General features: G+C 41.8%; 10 protein-coding genes and 1 pseudogene. 5 read left to right on the top strand and 6 right to left on the bottom strand.

Annotated features, from left to right (window positions below):
• Positions 1-105: 105 nt before the first annotated feature.
• The 3 genes from RMZ41_RS22400 (at position 106) to RMZ41_RS22390 (ending at position 3,008) form a co-directional block, all read left to right on the top strand.
• Positions 106-390: an HU family DNA-binding protein gene (locus RMZ41_RS22400; RefSeq protein ID WP_010998076.1), complete on the top strand. Its 285-nt coding sequence runs from the start codon at positions 106-108 to the stop codon at positions 388-390.
• A 26-nt stretch (positions 391-416) separates the two neighbouring features.
• On the top strand, positions 417-1,472 hold the full coding sequence (gene cobD, locus RMZ41_RS22395; RefSeq protein ID WP_322645148.1) for a threonine-phosphate decarboxylase CobD: 1,056 nt from the start codon (positions 417-419) through the stop codon (positions 1,470-1,472).
• A gap of 84 nt (positions 1,473-1,556) precedes the next feature.
• Positions 1,557-3,008 carry an NAD(P)/FAD-dependent oxidoreductase gene (locus RMZ41_RS22390; protein WP_322645149.1) on the top strand — a complete coding sequence of 484 codons (1,452 nt, stop codon included), beginning with the start codon at positions 1,557-1,559 and terminating at the stop codon, positions 3,006-3,008.
• Positions 3,009-3,058: 50 nt separating this feature from the next.
• On the opposite strand, the gene hetF is transcribed toward RMZ41_RS22390, so the two are convergent.
• The 4 genes and pseudogenes from hetF to RMZ41_RS22370 all read right to left on the bottom strand — a co-directional run bounded on the left by hetF (position 3,059) and on the right by RMZ41_RS22370 (position 10,255).
• On the bottom strand, positions 3,059-5,560 hold the full coding sequence (hetF, locus tag RMZ41_RS22385) for a cell division protein HetF (protein ID WP_322645150.1): 2,502 nt from the start codon (positions 5,558-5,560) through the stop codon (positions 3,059-3,061).
• A gap of 1,862 nt (positions 5,561-7,422) precedes the next feature.
• Positions 7,423-8,241: a type 1 glutamine amidotransferase gene (locus RMZ41_RS22380; RefSeq protein ID WP_322645151.1), complete on the bottom strand. Its 819-nt coding sequence runs from the start codon at positions 8,239-8,241 to the stop codon at positions 7,423-7,425.
• Positions 8,242-8,366: 125 nt separating this feature from the next.
• Complete coding sequence (locus tag RMZ41_RS22375; RefSeq protein ID WP_322645152.1) at positions 8,367-9,701, bottom strand: Mur ligase family protein; 1,335 nt, start codon at positions 9,699-9,701, stop codon at positions 8,367-8,369.
• Between the two features lie 149 nt (positions 9,702-9,850).
• Positions 9,851-10,255: pseudogene (locus RMZ41_RS22370) on the bottom strand (four helix bundle protein).
• A gap of 210 nt (positions 10,256-10,465) precedes the next feature.
• On the opposite strand from RMZ41_RS22370, the gene RMZ41_RS22365 reads away from it, so the two are divergent.
• Together RMZ41_RS22365 and RMZ41_RS22360 are read left to right on the top strand one after the other, a co-directional pair.
• Positions 10,466-11,053, top strand: coding sequence for a thylakoid membrane photosystem I accumulation factor (locus RMZ41_RS22365; protein ID WP_322645153.1), 588 nt, complete (start codon positions 10,466-10,468; stop codon positions 11,051-11,053).
• Between the two features lie 196 nt (positions 11,054-11,249).
• Positions 11,250-11,858, top strand: a complete 609-nt coding sequence (locus tag RMZ41_RS22360; RefSeq protein WP_322645154.1) for a hypothetical protein — start codon at positions 11,250-11,252, stop codon at positions 11,856-11,858.
• 100 nt (positions 11,859-11,958) lie between these two features.
• Here RMZ41_RS22360 and RMZ41_RS22355 read toward each other — a convergent pair whose 3' ends face one another.
• Together RMZ41_RS22355 and RMZ41_RS22350 are read right to left on the bottom strand one after the other, a co-directional pair.
• On the bottom strand, positions 11,959-17,010 hold the full coding sequence (locus RMZ41_RS22355; RefSeq protein WP_322645155.1) for a PAS domain S-box protein: 5,052 nt from the start codon (positions 17,008-17,010) through the stop codon (positions 11,959-11,961).
• 362 nt (positions 17,011-17,372) lie between these two features.
• Positions 17,373-19,508 (bottom strand): putative bifunctional diguanylate cyclase/phosphodiesterase, encoded by a 2,136-nt coding sequence (locus RMZ41_RS22350; RefSeq protein ID WP_322645156.1) that lies wholly within the window; start codon positions 19,506-19,508, stop codon positions 17,373-17,375.
• Positions 19,509-19,732: the final 224 nt, after the last annotated feature.

The following is a 19,732-nucleotide window of genomic DNA, read 5'->3' as shown; positions in this document are numbered from 1 at the left end:
ATACTCCCAAAGGATGATTTTTGTATTCCCGCGAACAAAGATTTTAGTACAGATGCACTATGGTGCATCCGTAAAGAATCTCAAGTAAACCTTCAGGAGTTTGACATGAACAAAGGTGAATTAGTTGATGCCGTAGCTGAAAAGGCTAGTGTTACCAAGAAACAAGCGGATGCAGTCTTAACTGCCGCTTTGGAAACGATCATTGAAGCGGTTTCCTCTGGTGATAAGGTAACATTGGTGGGATTTGGCTCATTTGAATCACGGGAACGTAAAGCCCGCGAAGGTCGCAACCCGAAAACAAATGAAAAAATGGAAATTCCAGCTACGAGGGTTCCTGCTTTCTCCGCAGGAAAACTGTTTAGAGAGAAGGTAGCACCCCCAAAAGCATAGATTCTGTCTTTGGGGACTTTTTTTTAATGCGGCAACCTGCACATGGGGGAAATTTAGCCTGGGCAGCAGCACTGGCTGGCTGTCCCCCTGACGCTATTCTGGATTTTTCTGCTAGCATCAGCCCGTTGGGGCCTCCAAACAGCGCGATCGCTGCTATACTGTCCCAAATTGGTAATCTTAAGCACTATCCAGACCCAAACTATAGTGAACTGAGACTAGCTCTCAGTCACTTCCATCAACTGCCGCCTGAGTGGATTCTGCCGGGTAACGGCTCCGCAGAATTACTCACTTTATTAGGTAGGGAATTAGCTCAATTAGCCGCGACAATTTTAATCACTCCAGCCTTTGGTGACTACTACCGAACCTTGGCAGCATACAACGCTAATGTGCTGGAGTGTTCTTTGTCATTAGTCACTGGTCATTGGTCATTAGTCATTGACCAAGGACAAAGGACAAATGACAAAGGACTATTACTGAATAATCCGCACAACCCAACCGGAAAAATATTTTCACGGGACTCTATTTTGCCCTACCTGAAGCAATTTGCTTTGGTTGTGGTAGATGAAGCATTTATGGATTTTGTGCCGCCTGATGAGGAACAAAGCCTAATTCCGGTGGTGCAGGAATATACGAATTTAGTAATATTGCGATCGCTGACCAAATTTTACAGTCTTCCAGGATTGCGATTAGGATATGCGATCGCACACCCCGACTGTCTAGCTAAATGGCAGCTATGGCGTGACCCGTGGCCTGTAAACACCCTAGCGGCGGCGGCGGCAATTGCAGCCCTCCAAGATACAGAGTTTCAGCAGCAAACCTGGGCATGGCTACCACCTGCACGAAACCAACTCTTTCAGGGTTTGGCTGAAATACCAGGATTTCAACCCCAAGTAAGTGCTGCTAACTTTTTATTAGTTGAGTCCCAAGAGTCAACTTTGCAGTTACAGCAAAAATTACTCAAGCATCACCAGATTTTAATCCGCGATTGCCTTAGCTTTAAAGAACTAGGCGATCGCTTTTTCCGGGTTGCTGTACGTGAAGAGTCCGATAACCAACGCTTACTAACAGCCCTGACTGGGTAGTGGGGAATTGGGAATTGGGAATTGGGAATTGGGAATGGGGAATTGGTTATTCACAAATGACAAATGACCAATGACAAATGACAAATGACAATTGACTACGATGTTGTAATTATTGGCGGCAGTCTTGCCGGATATTATGCTGCCCTTGCTGCAACCAAACTGCGTGCTACAGTTGCCCTGGTGGAATCTAAAGTAGACTACGGGTTGACTACTCACCATGCTCTTACCGAAATTGGTAAACTGGCGCAGAAGTTCAATGATGGTGCTAGTTTTGGTATTCATACCACACACACTGATACCTTAGAAGAATGCCACATATCTATGGCATGGCAAGAAGCGATGCTATATGCTCAATGCGTCGCCTCAAATCTCAAAGAACAGCATTCTCCTGCCATCCTAGCCGCGCTGGGGGTAGATATCATCGTTGGTAATGGTCAGTTTCAATCTTCACCCCAACTAGCTTTTGTTGTTAACAATCGCCTACTACGCGCCCGTAACTATTTGCTGGCCACTGGTTCGCGTCCAGAAATTCCAGAGATTGAAGGATTGGAAGCCAGTGGCTATCTAACCCTATCTAATATTTGGCAATCTTTACAAGGAGGTATATTACCCAAAAATTGGGTAATTATCGGCGGAATTCCCCAAAGCGTTGAAATCGCCCAAATTTTAGCGCGGTTTGGTTGTAGGGTGACACTGGTAGTCAAACATCCATATTTTCTACCCAGTATTGACTCTGAGCTAGCCATATTGCTTCAGGCGCAGTTAGAAGTCGAAGGTGTGCGCGTCTTTACTGATACACCAGTAACTCAAGTGAGGTTAATTGAGGATAAAAAGTGGATTCAAGCGGGAGATAAAGCCATTGAAACTGATGAAATTTTAGTGGCTACTGGACAACAACCAAATATTGAATCCCTAAATTTTGCAAAAGTAGGTGTGAAATGGCATCGGCGTAGTTTGGTAGTGAATGATAAGCTGCAAACTACTAACCACCGTATTTATGCCTGTGGTGATGTAATTGGTGGTTACGACTTTCCTAATATCGCTCATTATGAAGCAAAAATTGCCCTGAACAATGCACTTTTTTTCCCAAGATTACGAGTAAATTATCGCTCTATTCCTTGGGCAATGTTTTCTGTGCCGATGGTGGCGCAAGTGGGTTTGACAGAGGCGCAGGCAAAACGCCTATTTAGTCAAGATGAAATTTTAGTTTTTCGTCAATATTTTAAAACAGTGGCAGCAGCCCAAATTCGGGATGAAACTACTGGTATATGTAAATTAATTGTCCTACGCAACGGCGAAATTTTGGGGGCTGCGATATTGGGGACAGAAGCTGGAGAGTTAATTAATTTGATTGCCTTAGCAATGTCCGAAAAAATTAAAGTCAAGGATTTAGCAAATTTATCTCCTGTTTATCCCAGTTTCTCAGAAATTTTGGAGCAAACTGCAAGGGATTGGAGTCAGCATTTAAATAGGAATACTGGTTTGCAAGAGTTTTTAGAAGGCTTCTTCCATTTCCGGCGCAATTGGAATTTGTGAATTATCAATTAAATTTGAATTTTCATTCCAAACTCTTGTACAGACGCGATTCATCGCGTCTCTTGCTCACCCTTTTCCTGAAGGAGCGATCGCCAATCTTCAATCGCCTTTTCTGTCCACAACCAATTTTTAGCTAATTTATCTACCTGGAAATTGCCCGGATCTGACTTGAGAACCATTTGCCGCAACTTAATTGCTTCATTAAGATACTGTGTCTGCTTACCATTAGATTGACTAAGTGCAGATTTATACAGTCCAAGAGCTAACCCAGCGTAAGAAGTTAAAGCATCTTCAGGTGCTGTCTTGGAATCTGGGTTTTGTTCTTTAAGAGCTAAATTCAAAGCCTTGAACCAAGAGTCATTGGCTCGGTTCAAATTGCTTTCTGCGTAGTAGGCAAATCCTAAAGCATTATTATACAAAGGCGATTCTGGTTTAGCTTTTGCAGCAGTTTCCCAGTAACGACGGGCATCATCAACACTATAATTATTGTCTCCAGTTTGGATGGATTGCCAAGCTAATCGTCCCTTATAAAAGTTGACGGATGGATCGTCAGCTTGCTTATTTGGAATCAGTTTCAGGGCAGTCTCCGCCGCAGTTAGTGCGCCACGATTAAGTAGTTCTTCTACAGCTAATAACCCACTTTGTAAGTCGCCTTGGCTCAATTTTTCGGTAGCAGTCGTAGTGACAATTCTAGTGTCTGCTATCTGTAAGTCGATATTTTGCTGCTTTTGAATGGGTAAAGATTCAGAGGAAATTCCTGGGATCTGAGGTAGATTTACCTGCTGGGAGCGATTTTGCCACCACCAATTTAAAGCGATCGCAGCTGCTAATGCACTAAGTCCCACAATCCCCACAATTGGCCATAGTTTGCGGCGTTGGGTACGAGGTTTTAGTGGGAGTGGTTGCGATGCCTGTAGGGGGCTATGCCTGTGCGAAAAATCAGAATTTTCTAAATTTCCTTCAACTTTTCCAGTAATTGAAGGTGGCGATGCTGGAACTTCTCCCCACAAATCCCCTTCTTCCAGAGAAGTCATTTCTTCTGAAACCTGACTTTGCGGAAAATTATTTTCTGGAATTTGTCGATCCAGTTCAGTTGGAAGTTTTTGGTTATCTAACTGACGAAATAAATCTGAAACTATCGCCGAATCTTCTTCATAACTTGGGTCATCATATTCAATTTCATCTACAAGATCGCCCCAAGTATCCTCACCCAGCCAGTCCAACCCAGAATCACGCGCCAAACCAGAAGGAATCATTTCTTCCATTCCTAAAGGCATATCGCTATCATCTGCCATAACAGAGTACATCGCGGAAGTTATTCCTAAAGGCGAAATATACTGATTCCGTGATTCCGCATCGGATAATTCTGTTTCTTCGCTGAGAAAACCGTCAAATTCTGGTTGGAGATATAAAATCGGTAATGCCCAGTACATCTGGTGCGAACCATAAGCAGAAATTAATCCTTGGCGCACTCGACTAACGCACAAATCTACTGGATATCCTTGGCTCAAGTTGCGGTAAAACAATTGTGTGAGTGTCAATGCCACTTCATCAGGAATTCGTTCTGACATGGCCAAAACGCTTCTAATTCCGCGTTTTACCAGACTTTCTGCCAAATTACGTTCACCAGTATCTCCAGAGGCATCAGATGTAGCTGTGTACGCCCCCAAGCAGGAATTAAACACTGCCATTTGAATATTATTGTTGACGAGCAAGCCTGCTAGATCGTCTCCACTTAAGATTTCTGTTAAGCCAGTTCTGCGACTAACAAGATAAATTTCTCCACCATTACCGCCTAAGTTACTATGACCGGAGTAGTGAAGAACGTGGTATCTACCTTGTTCTAAGGCTTGTGTCAGTTCTTCTCGTCCTGGTTGGTCTAATACAGTGAGTTCAATTTCTGGGAAATAATTGTTACCTTCAGCCAGCCGTGGTATCTGACGGTGAAGTTCTGCTTGTAGTTTAATCGCTTCCTGTTTCTGTAAGTCAAGACGGGCTTGATCTGAGGGAGAAGCAATTACCATTAATACTTTCACGCTACCTTGTTCTTGTGATGTGAAAGTATTTCGCCGCAAAGGAGAACCCCCCAAAATCCCACTTTGGAAGCGAGAAAAAGCCACATAAGGCCCAGTAGCCAGAGGGCGATCGCCTGCGTGCATTACTTCCCAAGGTAGACGAGCTAACCTCGTGTCTTTTAGCCCCAAACGCAAGCGTAGTACTTGTTGGTGATTCTGGGCAATACCTTGGGCAGTAATCCAACTATCTCTGAGAGTGCCTTGAAATAGGGCGTTATAAAATTGTTGACCCAACGCCACCAAATTAACAGAGTTTCTGGCAATATTGCTTTCATGCCCAGCAGAGGTAAATGGATCTCCCTGTAACACCGACTTCAACGGGTCATTCATCAAATGCCCAGCAGCCATTAACCAATCAGCTACAGGCCAAGTCACCAATTCTTCTGCCAATGGTACCCCAGGCGCGACTTGTTCCGTCCGCACCAAGTAGTCATTTTGCCCTACAGGAGTTACCGAAATGTGGAATTCCTGGGTCACAGTTTCTCCTGTCCGCCTCCTAAATCTGGTTTGAAACACGAAAGTTTCAAGTCGATTTGCTCCCTTTGATAACTTAGATGCATCCCACCCCTGAATGTTTCTGATTCGGTGTTGTTTTGCTTTTCCTGCCTTTACAACTTTATCCGGATCGGATTACTTGGATCTAGAACACTTAATTGGTAGATGCACCTTGATCTTCAACTCCCCTAGTTGGCTAACACCCACTGGGGGTTTTTTTTATGTTGGCCAACAACAGCAACTTTTGATGCAGATATTCTCTACCAGAAAATAGTGCTTAATCCTAGAATACTTGATTAATAGATGGATGTACCTCAATACTACTCGGTTAAGGATTTTGAACTTAGAATTGGGTTTGGGGAAAAGGTTAAAGGGGAAAGGTTAAAAGTTTTTTCTTCCCCTTTTCCCCAAAACCCGACAAGTATTGGGATGTACCTTGATTTTTAACTCCCCTAATTGAGTTAATATCTACTAGAGTTTTTTTGGCATACTTTTCTAGTAAATTTATCCGGAGCATGGTGGTTAAACCGAGAACATTTAATTGGTAGATGCACCCTGATAACTAGCTCCCCTGGTTGGCTAACACCCACTGGGGGTTTTTTTATGAAGTAAGCAGCAATCATTTGTGATGCATCAAATTTTTAAGGCATAGCACTGGTTATTTAATTGGTAGATACACCCTGATAACTAGCTCCCCTAGTTATCTAACACCTGTTGGGGGATTTTTCTGGTAAATGCCAATTTATCCGGTAGATTGCTATTTACTAATCTCTGACTTTTAATCCTCATGGAGGCTACTACCTGATGAATTTGCGTCAGTAGCCCAATGAGGATCGTTATTCTTTAGAATTTGAGCTTAAGTTGCACCAATGCCTGATAACTAACCCCTCTGGTTGCCTAACAATTGTTGAGGCTTTTTTCTGGTGAGCAAACAGCAATAACTTCAACCTCTGTTAATTTATCCGGTAGTTACCCATTTACTTTAGAAAAGATGATTGGTAGATGCACCCTGATAACTCACTCCCCTAGATGGCTAACACCCACTGGGGGTTTTCTCTAGTTGCGTAGGCGTAGCTCTTGGTAGAAATTGCTCTCAACCTAATTTTTACAATTTTTCCCGGAAGATACTGGCTACCCCTAGAACATTTAATTGGTAGATGCACCCTGATAACTCACTCCCCTAGTAGACTAACATCATCTGGGGGTTTTTTATTTTAAATAATAACTGACTTTTGTGCAAATTTATCCGGGATATGGCGTTCAACTTGAGAACATTTAATTGGTAGATGCACCCTGATAACTAACTCCCCTAGTAGATTAACATCATCTGGGGGTTTTTTATTTTAAATAAAAACTGACTTTTGTACAAATTTATCCGGAGTATGGCGTTCAACTTGAGAACATTTAATTGGTAGATGCACCCTGATAACTAACTCCCCTAGTAGATTAACATCCTCTGGGGGTTTTTTATTTTAAATAATAACTGACTTTTGTACAAATTTATCCGGAGTATGGTGTTCAACCTGAGAACACTTAATTGGTAGATGCACCCTGATAACTAACTCCCCTAGTAGACTAACATCATCTAGGGGTTTTTTTGGTTGTCGCCATAGCATTCCTTGGTCACTCAATCCCTGAATCGCTTTCTTTTTATTGTGGGCTAGAGATGGCACACCAAAATGATTACTATGATATCTAAATCATATTCTTAATTTTTTTTCTATATTTTAGCAGCAGGGGGCAGGACAATACGGTTCGGTTAAGGCAAGCAAGAGACGCGATAAATCGCCGTCTCTACAATTAGCGGCGTGTTATCCAAAAACCTTATCCGAACCCCTGCTAGGTTAAACTTTTGCCACAGGAACACTTGGTATTACTTTCAACCGCTTAAACATCGCTTCCCGCGCTTGTACAGCAAGATTATCATCTAAGGGTGGCAATACGATCGCTTCCCCATACTTTAACCGCAGTGCTGTTTGAATTAACCAGTCGGCGACGAAAGGATTTTTTGGCAATAAAGGGCCGTGTGAATAAGTAGCGATCGCATTCTGATAAAATGCTCCTTCTGTCCCATCCTCTCCATTATTTCCCAAACCGTACACCACGCGCCCCAATGCTTCCACTTTCCCCAGCTTGGTACGTCCGCCGTGATTTTCAAAGCCTACCAAATATGGTGTGCTACCCGTCATCTCTTTTAAATCTTGCGCTAAACGTGAAGCTGTAACTTCAATTACTAAGTTACCAATACAGCGCTTAGTATTTTCACCAGGATGGACGGAAACTAAATCGAGTATTCCTAACCCATCAATCCGTTGTCCTAAGCCTGGTTCATAATAATGTCCCAGCAATTGGGGTGAACCACAGGTAAAAACGCCTGGTGTGCCATTTTCAATTTTTTCGCGCATTGCATCAGCTTTCGCGCCTTGCAAATCACGCATGACAATTTCTTGCTGACGATCTTGTGCGCCACCACCAACGATGACATCTACAGTTTTAATATCTGCGGCTGTGGCATTTTGATCTAGGGGTAACACTTTAACGTCGTATCCCCGCCACTCGGCGCGACGTTCTATAGTAATTACATTACCGCGATCGCCATAGGTACTCATCAGCGTTGGGTACAACCAACCTATTGTTAATTCCTGTTGAAAACTCACATTCATAATTCGTAATTCGTAATTCGTAATTCGTAATTAAGTTGGGTGTTGAGGAATGAGGAAAAATTTATTTAGTCCTTACTCCTAACTTCTGTACAGACGCGATTAATCGCGTCTCACTACTGCCTAACTTAAAGGATTTTTCGGCCAGTTAGGACTTCTCGAACTTCTAGCATGGCTGAGTAGGTGGGTAGAATGTGCAGAGTTTCATTCTCTGGTGTATGCTCTAATGCTGTAGCGATCGCTTGTCGCAAATCTTCTTCTACAATTAAATTTATGCTACTCTCAGGGGACTTTTGGCTGTAACGTAGACGTAGCGCCATATCATAGACGCGATCGCCACTTACTACTAAAGTCCCGCCACGTTCGACTAATTTCTCGGTATCCACGTCCCAAATCCAGGATACATCAGTGCCATCGGGTGTGCGATCGTTTAGTATCAACAGTGTGGTTTTATCTGTACTTTGAGTTACTACGCGAATGGTTTCATTTGTTCCCACAGGGTTTTTTGATAACAATATTCGCACTCGTTTACCGTTAATTACTAAATCTTCTGCCCGACCAAAAGCGGCTTGGAAGTTGTTAATAGTATCTCTAATTGTTGCTTCATCAACTCCTAACTCAATAGCCGCAGTAGCAGCAGCTAAAGTATTGTATTTGTTATACAAACCAACAAGAATTTGCGACCATTCACTACTTTCTAGAGTTGGTTTACTTTTACTAAAACCGCACTTGGGACAAGTAAAATCTCCTAAATGAGATAAATAAACACCTTTGTAATCTAGAGAATGTCCGCATTTGGGACAATATATAGAATCGACGGCGTGAGGAATAGCTTCTAAATAATGTTCTGGTTCATTCAAGCCAAAGAATAATACCCGTTGCGGTAACTGCTGACCGAGGTTAGATAAAGTTGGGTCATCAGCGTTAGGAATTACTACCGTTTCTGCTGGTAGGGTAGAAATAACTTTTGTCCAGCGCTTACTAATTGTATCTACTTCGCCGTACCGATCGAGTTGGTCGCGGAATAAGTTTAAACAGAGAATAATTCGGGGCTGGAGTGGCGTTAATACTCTTGGGACAATATTTTCATCAACTTCTAAGATGGCATAATCAGTATTTAGCGTGCCTAGTAAGTTGGTGCTTTCTAACAGCGCCGTCATCAAGCCATTTTCTAGATTTGCACCTGTAGAATTATGAGTGACGCGAAAACCCTTGCGTTCTAGGATTGTGCATAAAAGCAGGGCTGTAGTGGTTTTGCCGTTAGTTCCAGCAATTAAAATCACTCCGTTTTTAACTTGCTGACTCAATAATTCTAAAATTCGGGGTTCAATGCGACGAGCAATTGAGCCTGGTAATACACTAGCAGCACCCAGACGGAGCGATCGCACTATAAACGTCACACTTTTTGCCACTGACACCGCGAAACCCAATCGCAGCCTATCTATGAATTGAATTTTTCCCACATCTGTACCCTAGTCTTCTGGCGTTACTAATTGAAAGTATTTAATTGCAAATTTAATATGCGTGAGTTTAGCGAATCCTAGCTGAAAAAGCCAGCCTCTTTATTTTGGGACAGGGGGACAAGGGGACAAGGGGACAGGGGGAGTATGCTTTATTGCCGAATTACCCAAACAGAAGGGTTATTAATTATACTTACCAATCCTCCAAGGACTCGGTTGTAAAGTCCATACAATTCTCGGTCTTGTTCTAAATCTAAATAATTACATTTAACCGCAAACTTTAGCCAGACTTGAGTTTCTGCCGCCTCTGCTTCACAATCATTCAGTTTAGCTACAAAAGCTGCCTTATATCTTCGCTTGCGCCAAGCTACCCTTCGGGAACGCTGCGCGAACAGCTAAATTAGCACACACGGAGCGAGATTGCGAATTTGGTCAGTTAATGAATATCGCTCCTCAACAGGAAATTTTTTAGAGATTTCAAAGATTTTCATTGCTGCGGAGAACGCCAGTTGATAAACCTCTAAATCTTCATGATTCTTGATAGATTCTTTTCCCATCCCCGTGGCCCCGTGTCCCCTTGTCCCCTTGTCCCCTTGTCCCCGTGTCCCCGTGTCCCCTACTCCTCAACTCTATCATCCACTTACGAGAGATAATCTCAGTAGGCGTTATCTTAAAAATATAGTGTCTGGGCGTAATTACATATCCAGCCCAGTTTGCCGAATTCAGCACAAACTCACAACAAGTAGTAGCTTGCAAGGTTCCTTTTGATGAATAGCACAAAATTTCTTTTTTTACATAAACAAATTACTGGCTGGCGAAGGTGGTTCTCAAAATGCCTGTTGTTGCTTGCAAGTCTTTTCATTTTAAGTACGCAACCTGCTTATGCTGGTCTAAATAATGATTTATATGATGGCAACATCTTTGTCGTTTATGCTGGCAATGGTTCATTGGTTCCTCCCAGACAGACACTTGCACAAACTTTAGCGGAACATAAACCTATATTTTTGGCTTTTTATTTAGATGACAGCAGCGATTCTAAAAGGTATGCCATTTCTATCTCACGGGTACAAGAATTCTATGGTCGGGTAGCAGAAATTATGCCGATTAATGTAGATACTATCCCGTCTAAAAAAACTTACGAGCCTACAGAACCAGGATATTACTACTCTGGGACTGTTCCTCAAGTCGTGGTGTTTAATAAATCAGGTGAGGTAGTTTTGAATAAAAAAGGTCAAGTACCTTATGAAGAAATAGACGACCAATTTCGCAAAATCTTTGATTTATTACCACGCACTGAAACAGCACAGCTAAAGCGACGAGCCTTTAATGAGTTCAGTAGTGAGTTAGCTAAGTAACTTATGGGGTAGACCAAATTGGTCTACCCTAATTTTTAGTGCTATCTGTTACCACTTTTCTGCCGATGCCAAAGCATAATATTGAAATATCTGTGTTAACAGATTAAAAAGTTAATCCATAGTCTATAGTCTTTAACTAATGACTAATGACTAATGACCAATGACCAATGACAATGACTAACTAGATTGTATTCTGATGTCAAAGGTTTACACCACGCAGGAGTTAATTCAAGTTTTGGCAGCCGAACGCCAAGCTTGCCTCAATGGAAAACGTCTAAAGTTAGAAATAAAAATCTCTGGCAATCCCGTAATTGACCAGTTTATCAGCACTGATGGGCTGCAACAATTCACAGCTTATCAAGATTTCAAAGCTGCAATTCACGACTATCAAAAAGAAAATCAGGTTTCAGGTATTATCTGGCGGGAGGTGACGGTTAAAGGTAAAAACTTGAGCTATCCCGAAGTAAATACTGACTTAATAGCCCTCCCTAGTGACTTAGAGATATTAAAAGCTGCTAAAAATTCTATTGTAGAATTTTGGTATGAAGTCTCTATGGGGATGGATTTATACTTGAGTTTCAATAATAGTAAACAATATCAACAAATTCTCACTTCTGATGTAGAAAGACTTGTTCAAAGAACAGAATGGGCAAGTTTATGTAAGTGGGAAAATTCTAATTTTTTGGAAATGATTTTGCAGCTAGGATGGGGTAAACCAGAAGAAGCTTACTATAAACGAGGAAGACCGGGATCGGGTAGTGAATATATCCATGCAGTCAATCCTGGTAATCTTCCTATTGGATAATTGGTAATTTTTACACCACGGATAGATACGTTAGTTTTTGAGACGCGATAAATCGCCGTCTCTACAAGTGTTTTGGGTTTTAATCAAAATGAATTACGAATTACGAATTACGAATTATATTGTTGATCGCTGTAGCTAATTCCCCTGGATCTACGGGTTTAGGTAGGTGTTTTTGGAATCCTGCTGCCATTGCTTGGTTGTAGTTGATTTCTCCAGCATAAGCTGTCAGTGCGATCGCCGGAATTTGCCCGCCTTGCTCTGGTGGTAATTTTCTCACTTCGCGCAGCAACATATAGCCATCCATCAAGGGCATTCCAATGTCGCTTAACAGAATATCTGGTTTTGATTGGATTAATATTTCTAGTGCTTCGGCTGCTGATTCAACTGCGGTGACAGTTGCGCCATATTGTTCTAGCGCAAAGCTAAAAAATTCTCGCACATCAGCTTGATCGTCCACAAGCAAGATTTGCACTCCAGCCAGTAATATGTCGTCAGTACTGAGTTCTGCTTGAGAAAGCTCATCACCGCTAACTCGCAACTCAGAATTTTTCAGCAAAGGTAGTCTAACTGTAAAAGTAGCCCCTTGCCCTTCTCCCAAACTTTCTGCCTGAACTGTACCACCATGAAGTTCTACTAGATGGCGGACAATTGCCAGTCCTAATCCCAGTCCACCAAATACTCTGGTTGTTTTAGCATCCGCTTGCCGGAAGTAGTCAAAGACGTAGGGTAAAAATTCCGGGATGATTCCTTTACCTGTATCAATCACCTGGATTTGAGCATCTAAGCCAACTTGCTCTAGACGGATTTGTACAACTCCTTCTGTGGGTGTGAATTTAACGGCATTGGAGAGGAGATTCCACATTACTTGTTGTAAGCGATCGCTATCTCCGAGAACTTTGCCGATATCATTACTTAATACCGTTTTAATTTCAATTGATTTGGCTTCTGCTGCTAAACGCACGGTTTCTAGTGCAGATGCGATCGCTATTTTCAAATCCACTGCATAAAGGTTTAATCTTACCTTGCCTTGCAAAATCCGCGAAACATCAAGTAAATCTCCAATCAATTGGGTTTGTAACTTGGCATTCCGCTCGATTGTTTCCAATGCCCGGATTCTAGTGGCTTCGTCGAAATTGCGGGTTCTGAGTAACTTTGCCCACCCTAAAATCGGATTCAAAGGAGTTCGGAGTTCATGGGAAAGGACAGCGAGAAATTCATCTTTAATCCGGTTGGCTGTCTCAGCTTCTGCCCTAGCAGTTTTCTCGGCTTCGTAAAGTTGAGCGCGAGCGATCGCTTGGGCACACTGCTGCCCCAGTGTCAACATAAATCCTCGGTCTTCTTCGTTAAATATTCGTCCAATAGTAAAGCTTAATCCTAAAGCCCCAATTACTTTACCTTCTGCGATCAAGGGAATGGAAGCCCAGGCATTATTCCCCATAACAGTCACAATATTTGCTAATTCTGGATATCTAGCAATCATGGCTGCTAAATTTTCTAAAAAAATCGGCTGCCCAGTTCTGACTGTTTCTGCTATCTGGTTAGGTGATGTGATGGGAAAAGTTGCCCAGGTATTTATGAGCGTTTGCGGATAGCCAATTGCTTGCACAACTTTTAGGGTAGTATCCCTCTCTGTAAGTAAGACGACAGAACCACCGGTTGCTTCCAATGCAGCAATGCCTTGGTTCACCACTACATTAGCTACCTCTTGGGGAGTTAATGCTTCCGAGAAGGCAGCAGTTATTTTTTGTAAAAGTATGATGCGATTGACAGACCTTTCAGCTGCCTGTTCTGCCTGTTGAGTTTCTTGGTAGAGTCTGGCATTATCAATGGCTGTGGCCGCCCGACGAGCAATATCTTCTGCTAAGGCTAAGTCTGTTTGTTGGTAATATCGACCTGATTCGGCTGTGAAAAAAGAGATTGCTCCAAATAATTGCTTACGGGAACGAACTGGAATGATCATTAAAGAACGAATACTCAGGCTTTGCAGCAATTTTAGATGTTCGTTATCTTCAGCCATCTCTACCAGATTAGAGTCAGATAATTCGGAGTAAAAGGCAGATATTCCTCGCTTTAGCTGCTGTAAAAGCAGTTTGGCTCTAGCTTTGGGTCGATAACGCCGTCGAATTTCGTTTAAAATATTTACTTTGGTGGCATCGGCAATTGCGATCGCAATTTGTTTACTAGACCAATCTTCCTGGAAAACATCGACAATACACCAGTCAGCTAAGGTAGGAACTGCGAGATTAGCCACGTTTTCTAAAGCGATTTCATAATCTAATGAGGCAGCGAGTAAAGTGCTGGCCTCGACTAAAAACTGTTGTGTGGCTTCAACTTGCTTGCGTTCGCTAATATCTTCAATAATCCCTAATGCATACTTTGGTTGTCCATTAGTATCCCAAACTACTGATGAAGTTAGGTTTGCCCAAAGTATAGAACCATCTTTGCGGATGTAGCGCTTTTCTAAGGAATAACCGCTAATTTCTTTTGCTATAACTTGCCGAGCATTATCCAAATCAACCGCTAAGTCGTCAGGGTGGGTAATTTCTTGGAAGTTTAATTGGATTAACTCTTCAGGGCTATACCCAGTAATTTCGCACAGGGCAGGATTAACCTGAATAAATTGTCCATCCAAGGCTACTAGAGCAATCCCGACAGCTGCCTGGTTGAACATTGCTCGGAACTTTTCTTCGCTTTCTCGCAAAGCCACTTCTGTTTGCTTGGCTGCTGTCACATCTGCCAAAATAATCCCAATTCCTACCGTTTCGCCCGTTGCATTGTTGACTGGGTAATAGTTGCCCAGCCAGTAGCCATAACGTGCGGGTTGTTCCCTTGTTTCACCGCTAATTTCGACATTGAGCAGTGGTTCTCCAGTATCCAAAACGTACTGTAAGTGTTGCTCCACCTCAGCCGCCATCACTGGCAACACTTCCCCAAATTTGTGCCCGAGATGTTCTTCTATAGTCAAACCGTTAATGTCAGCAAAAACTTGATTAATTCGGATATATCGTAGTTCTCGATCCAAAAAGCATACGGCAACGGGAGCCGCTTCTAGCAGCGAATCTAAAAGAGATAGAGATTCGGCATAATAAACTAAAGTCTGGTGGCTGTCTCGATAAAGTCGGGAATTTTCTACCGCTAAGGCTGCACGATGGCTAATATCTGTTGCTAAAGTAAGGTCAGTGCGATCGTAGCGACGGTTTGATTCGGCAGTTACAAAGCTGATGCAACCGAGAACTTGCCCTTGTGCAATTAACGGCACAATCATTACAGACTTCATGCCCAATTGCCGAACAATTTCTAAATGTTCTTGATTCTGAGTACTTGCCACTAATAGCGAGTCAGATATCTCTGAAATTAATTCGCTTTGCCCACTTTGCAGTACTCTAGTAATTGCACTTGTACCCTTATAATCTGTCGCATACTCCTGAAGTTTACGCGCCAACTCCGCCTTTGATGGGTCTGCATGGGCAATGGGTAGGCGGCGAATGGAACCATCTTCATTTAAAATATCAACGCTACACCAATCAGCTAGTTGGGGAACTGAAATTTTGGCAATTTGTTCTAAAGTTTCTTCATAATCTAGCGAAGTAGAAAGGACGCTACTAACTTGCGCGATATAGCGGAGCCTTTCTTCAGCCTGCTTGCGTTCTGTAATATTGAGAACAAAGAAAGCTCCTCCATCTACAGTCCCTTCAAAATGGCTACCACCTGCCAAAATCGGCAAGCGTGAGCCGTCTTTACGGATATATTCTTTCTCGAAGGGGGTGCAAAAAGCACTATTTTGCATTTGAATCAGTGCTTGCTCATCGAGTGGCAGGTACTCTGCTGGAGTCAGATTTTGCCAGCGAAGTGTTCCAGTCAGTAACTCTTCACGGCTATAACCCAGCATATTCAGCAAGGCATCATTGGCTTCTGTAATCCTACCGTCTCTATTCCAAAAGCCAATACCAATCATATTTGAATCAACCACGCTGCGAAACTTCGCTTCGCTTTCGCGTAATGCTTCCTCAGTTTGTTTGAGTTGAGTAATATCAATTGCACTAATGCCTACTCCCAATAACTGCCCATCGGGTAAACACACCGGATAGTAGCTAACAAGACCATAACGATACACCCCAGGCGGATAGGTTTCACCGCTTACTTCCTGATTGAGTAAAGGCTGCCGGGTTTCCATCACTTGCTCAAAAACAGGCTCAATTTGTGTTGCCCACTCTGGTAATACTTCCCTAAAAGTGCGACCAATATGCTGACTTTGCGGTACACCATTAATGGCAGCTAACGCTTCATTGGCATAAACGTAGCGCAGTTGAGTATCGAGAAAAGCTAACGCCACTGGTGAACTAGTAAGCCAAGTATTAAGCAACGCCAGAGATTCATCTTTTTGCTGAACGGCTTGTTGAAGTTCCTGATGCAACCTAGATTTTTCTAGTTCTGCCTGCTTGCGCTCAGTAATATTTACAGCTACACAAGTAATACCATGAATACTATTGTCTGTATCTTTGAGTGGTTCAACTAGCAAATCATAGTAACGATCTTCTTCATTAATCGTCAGATAAACCTCTTCACGGCTTGAAACACCTGTTTCTATTACCTTCAGCTTAATTGTCTTCAATTGCTCTGCTACTGAGGCTGGAAATACTTCATCATCAGATTTACCTAACATTTCCTCAGCAGTGTCTAGACCTTGGAGATTATGAATCCACTGATATCGCAAATCTCGATCTTGTTGAAAGACTACAATATCTGAACTGCTTAAGGCTAATCGAAATCGCTCTTCACTAACTCTTTGCTGTTGTAGATTTATATCAGCCCGTTTTTTAGCAGTCTTTAATGCCTCACATAAGATACTAAAGAGTAATCCTTGTAATGCAAATAACCCAATTCGTACAGAATTAGATAGATCAAAACTCAGTTCATAAACTGGCGGGAGAAAGAAGTAATTGCTTAGTAATGCAGACAAGGAAGTTGCTAATAGCCCTGATTTCAAACCACCATACCAAGCACTCACCATTACAGCGCTAAAAAACAGCAAGAAAGGAGTTCCACTCATGCTTAACCAGGGGTCTAGTATCAACATTAACGCTAGCGAGAGTGTAACTATTAATACAACAATGCCATAACGTAGTAACTGAAAATAATGAATCTGGGGCATGAAAATGTTTAAGAACAACCAATACTTATTGCAGCGGCTTTACATACCCTAAGCTAGTTTTCAAGTTTTAGTAATTTATCTCTAGATAGATTTTTTTCAGTTTTCAAATTAATTATATAGTATCAAAAGCTACGACTTGACATAAAATACTAAATATGATTTTTTTGAAAAACTATATCTGTCGTAGGGGCACAGCAGTGCTGTGCCCATACATTGCAGGTATATTTACCATCAAATGATAATTAATAAAAACCTGAAATAAGCTATTTTCGTAAATGCATACCATAATTAATTTGTACCGTGCGTAAGTTTTAGTATAAAACTTACTCATGGGCTAATTGTTCATGAGTGAGTCGCAATAATCAGAGGATATAATGCAAAGTTTTACTTGCCAGAAGTCCTTCTGCTGCTTGATGACTTAGGGGTTTAGAAAACAGGTAGCCTTGACCAAATTCGCATCCTAGTTCCTGTAACCATTGAAGTTGCTGTGGTGTTTCGATACCTTCTGCAATAACGGCTAATCCGAGTTGATTGCTTAAAGCAATGATGGTACTAACCACCTGATAATTACGGTTTCCTTGTTGCATTTGACTTACAAAAGAGCGATCGATCTTCAAATTATCAGCAGGTAAACGATGGAGATAATTGAGTGATGAATAACCAGTACCAAAGTCATCAATACTAATCTGAATTCTTCTAGATTTTAATTGACTTAATAAATCAATTGTCTGACTAATATTCTTAATTAGCATACTTTCGGTAATTTCTAGGGTTATGCAATTACCTTCTAAACCTGTTTGGGCTAGTATTCCATCGATGTCTTCAACTAAGCTACCTTGGCGAATATCTTGAGCAGAAAGGTTAATACTCATTTTGAGCAAGGATTCAGTAGCAAGCGTTTTCCAGTTTGCTAGTTGTTGACAAGCTTTGTAGAGAATCCACCGATCAATTTGCACAATTAGCCCCGTTTCTTCGGCGATAGAGACAAATTCTCCCGGTAAAACTAACCCACGAGTTGGGTGTTGCCAACGCAGTAATGCTTCAAATCCAATCAGTTGGACTGTTTGGCTTTGCTCATCGCCAACTATGTCAACAATCGGTTGGTAATATATAACAAATTCTTCTCGTTCGATAGCTTTGCGAATATCGGTTTCTATAGTTAGTCTATTTACGGCTTGAGTGTGCATTTTGACATCAAAAATTTTGTATGAATTTCTCTTTTGAGCTTTGGCTCGATACATGGCAATATCGGCATCTCGGAGTAAATCGGAGGCTTGAGAATAGTCGTTTGTTCCTAAAACAATACCAATGCTTGTATTGATAACTACTTCAGTATCATTAAGTGTCAATGGTGTTTGAAAATCTGTAAGGATACGCTCAGTAATTTGAATGGCTTTTTCAATATCAACGATATCTTCTATTAAAATTACGAATTCGTCCCCGCCAATTCGAGCGACTAAATCAAATTCCCGAAGATGAATTTTGAGTTTATGAGCAATACTTTTTAACAGTTGATCTCCAGCTAGGTGTCCTAGACTGTCATTGATCACTTTAAATCGGTCTAAATCTAGAAACAAGACGGCGTAACGATAGGTTTCTAGTCGTTTAGATCGGTTAATGGCTAGTTCTAGCCGCTCTACCAAAAGTGTGCGGTTTGGTAAATCTGTTAAGGGATCGTGTAAAGCGTTGTGGATAATTAACTCTTGTGCTTGTTTGCGATCGCGTAATGCAGCTTGTTGTTCGCTCACATCTAATAAAACACCATACCAGACAATATCCCCGTTTTCTCGGCATTCTGGACGAGCGCTTGCTTGTACCCACTTAAGTTTGCCAGAAGGTGTAACTAATCGCCACTCGTAAGCAAATGGTTTTAAAGTTTGAACGCTCTCCTTGGCAGCTGCATAGCATTTTGCGCGATCGTCAGGATGAATTTGTGCAAAGCAAAGAGAGGCATTTTCTAAAACTTGATCTGGCGTTAACTCTAAAAGATCCAGACAGCCCAAACTGATGTACTCAAAGGTAGTAGAATCATCAGAATGCTTAACAAAGCTATAAATCATTCCGGGTATATTAGACGCTAAAGTTTCTAGAAACTTTTGGGCTTGTTTGCGCTCTGCTCGCACCTGTGCATCCCGAAGTTCTCGCCGTACTGCTTCTGGCAAACGATTTAAGTTATCTTTCATCACATAATCATTGGCACCCGCTTTCATCATTTCCACAGCAAATAATTCGCCAATTGTGCCGGAAACCAAGATCAAAGGAATATCTTTATGGCTCTGCTGTGCTATTTCCAGAGCCGCAGGAGCATTGAATCCCGGCAGTCGGTAATCTGAAATTATCAGATCCCAATTAGATGTATCGAGCGCTATTCGTAGCTCATTAGCCGTTTGCACGCGTTGCCAGATTGGATTGAAACCACCGCGACGTAATTCATGGAGTACTAACATGGCATCCTCCTCTGAATCTTCAATAATCAGGACGTTCAAAGGTTCATTCATCCGTGACAACCTCTTTGGTAACTATTGAGTAAACTTGTATAATCAGGTTTGTGAGTCAAGCAACTTTAGATTTTAGATTTGGGATTTTAAATTGGCTTTATAAGGCGGGTATTTTGAGTAAATAATTTTGAATTTTGGCTTGGGCTGCATTTTTAAAGTTACTTGCTATAAAATTTTTATTTTAGATTTACTCCTTTGAACAATTTTATCTAGAATACCAAATT

The sequence above is a fragment of the Nostoc sp. DedVER02 genome (assembly GCF_034530675.2).
GTDB lineage: Bacteria > Cyanobacteriota > Cyanobacteriia > Cyanobacteriales > Nostocaceae > Nostoc.
Note: the sequence above shows the minus strand (reverse complement) of the source record. Positions and strands in the feature narration are given on the sequence as shown.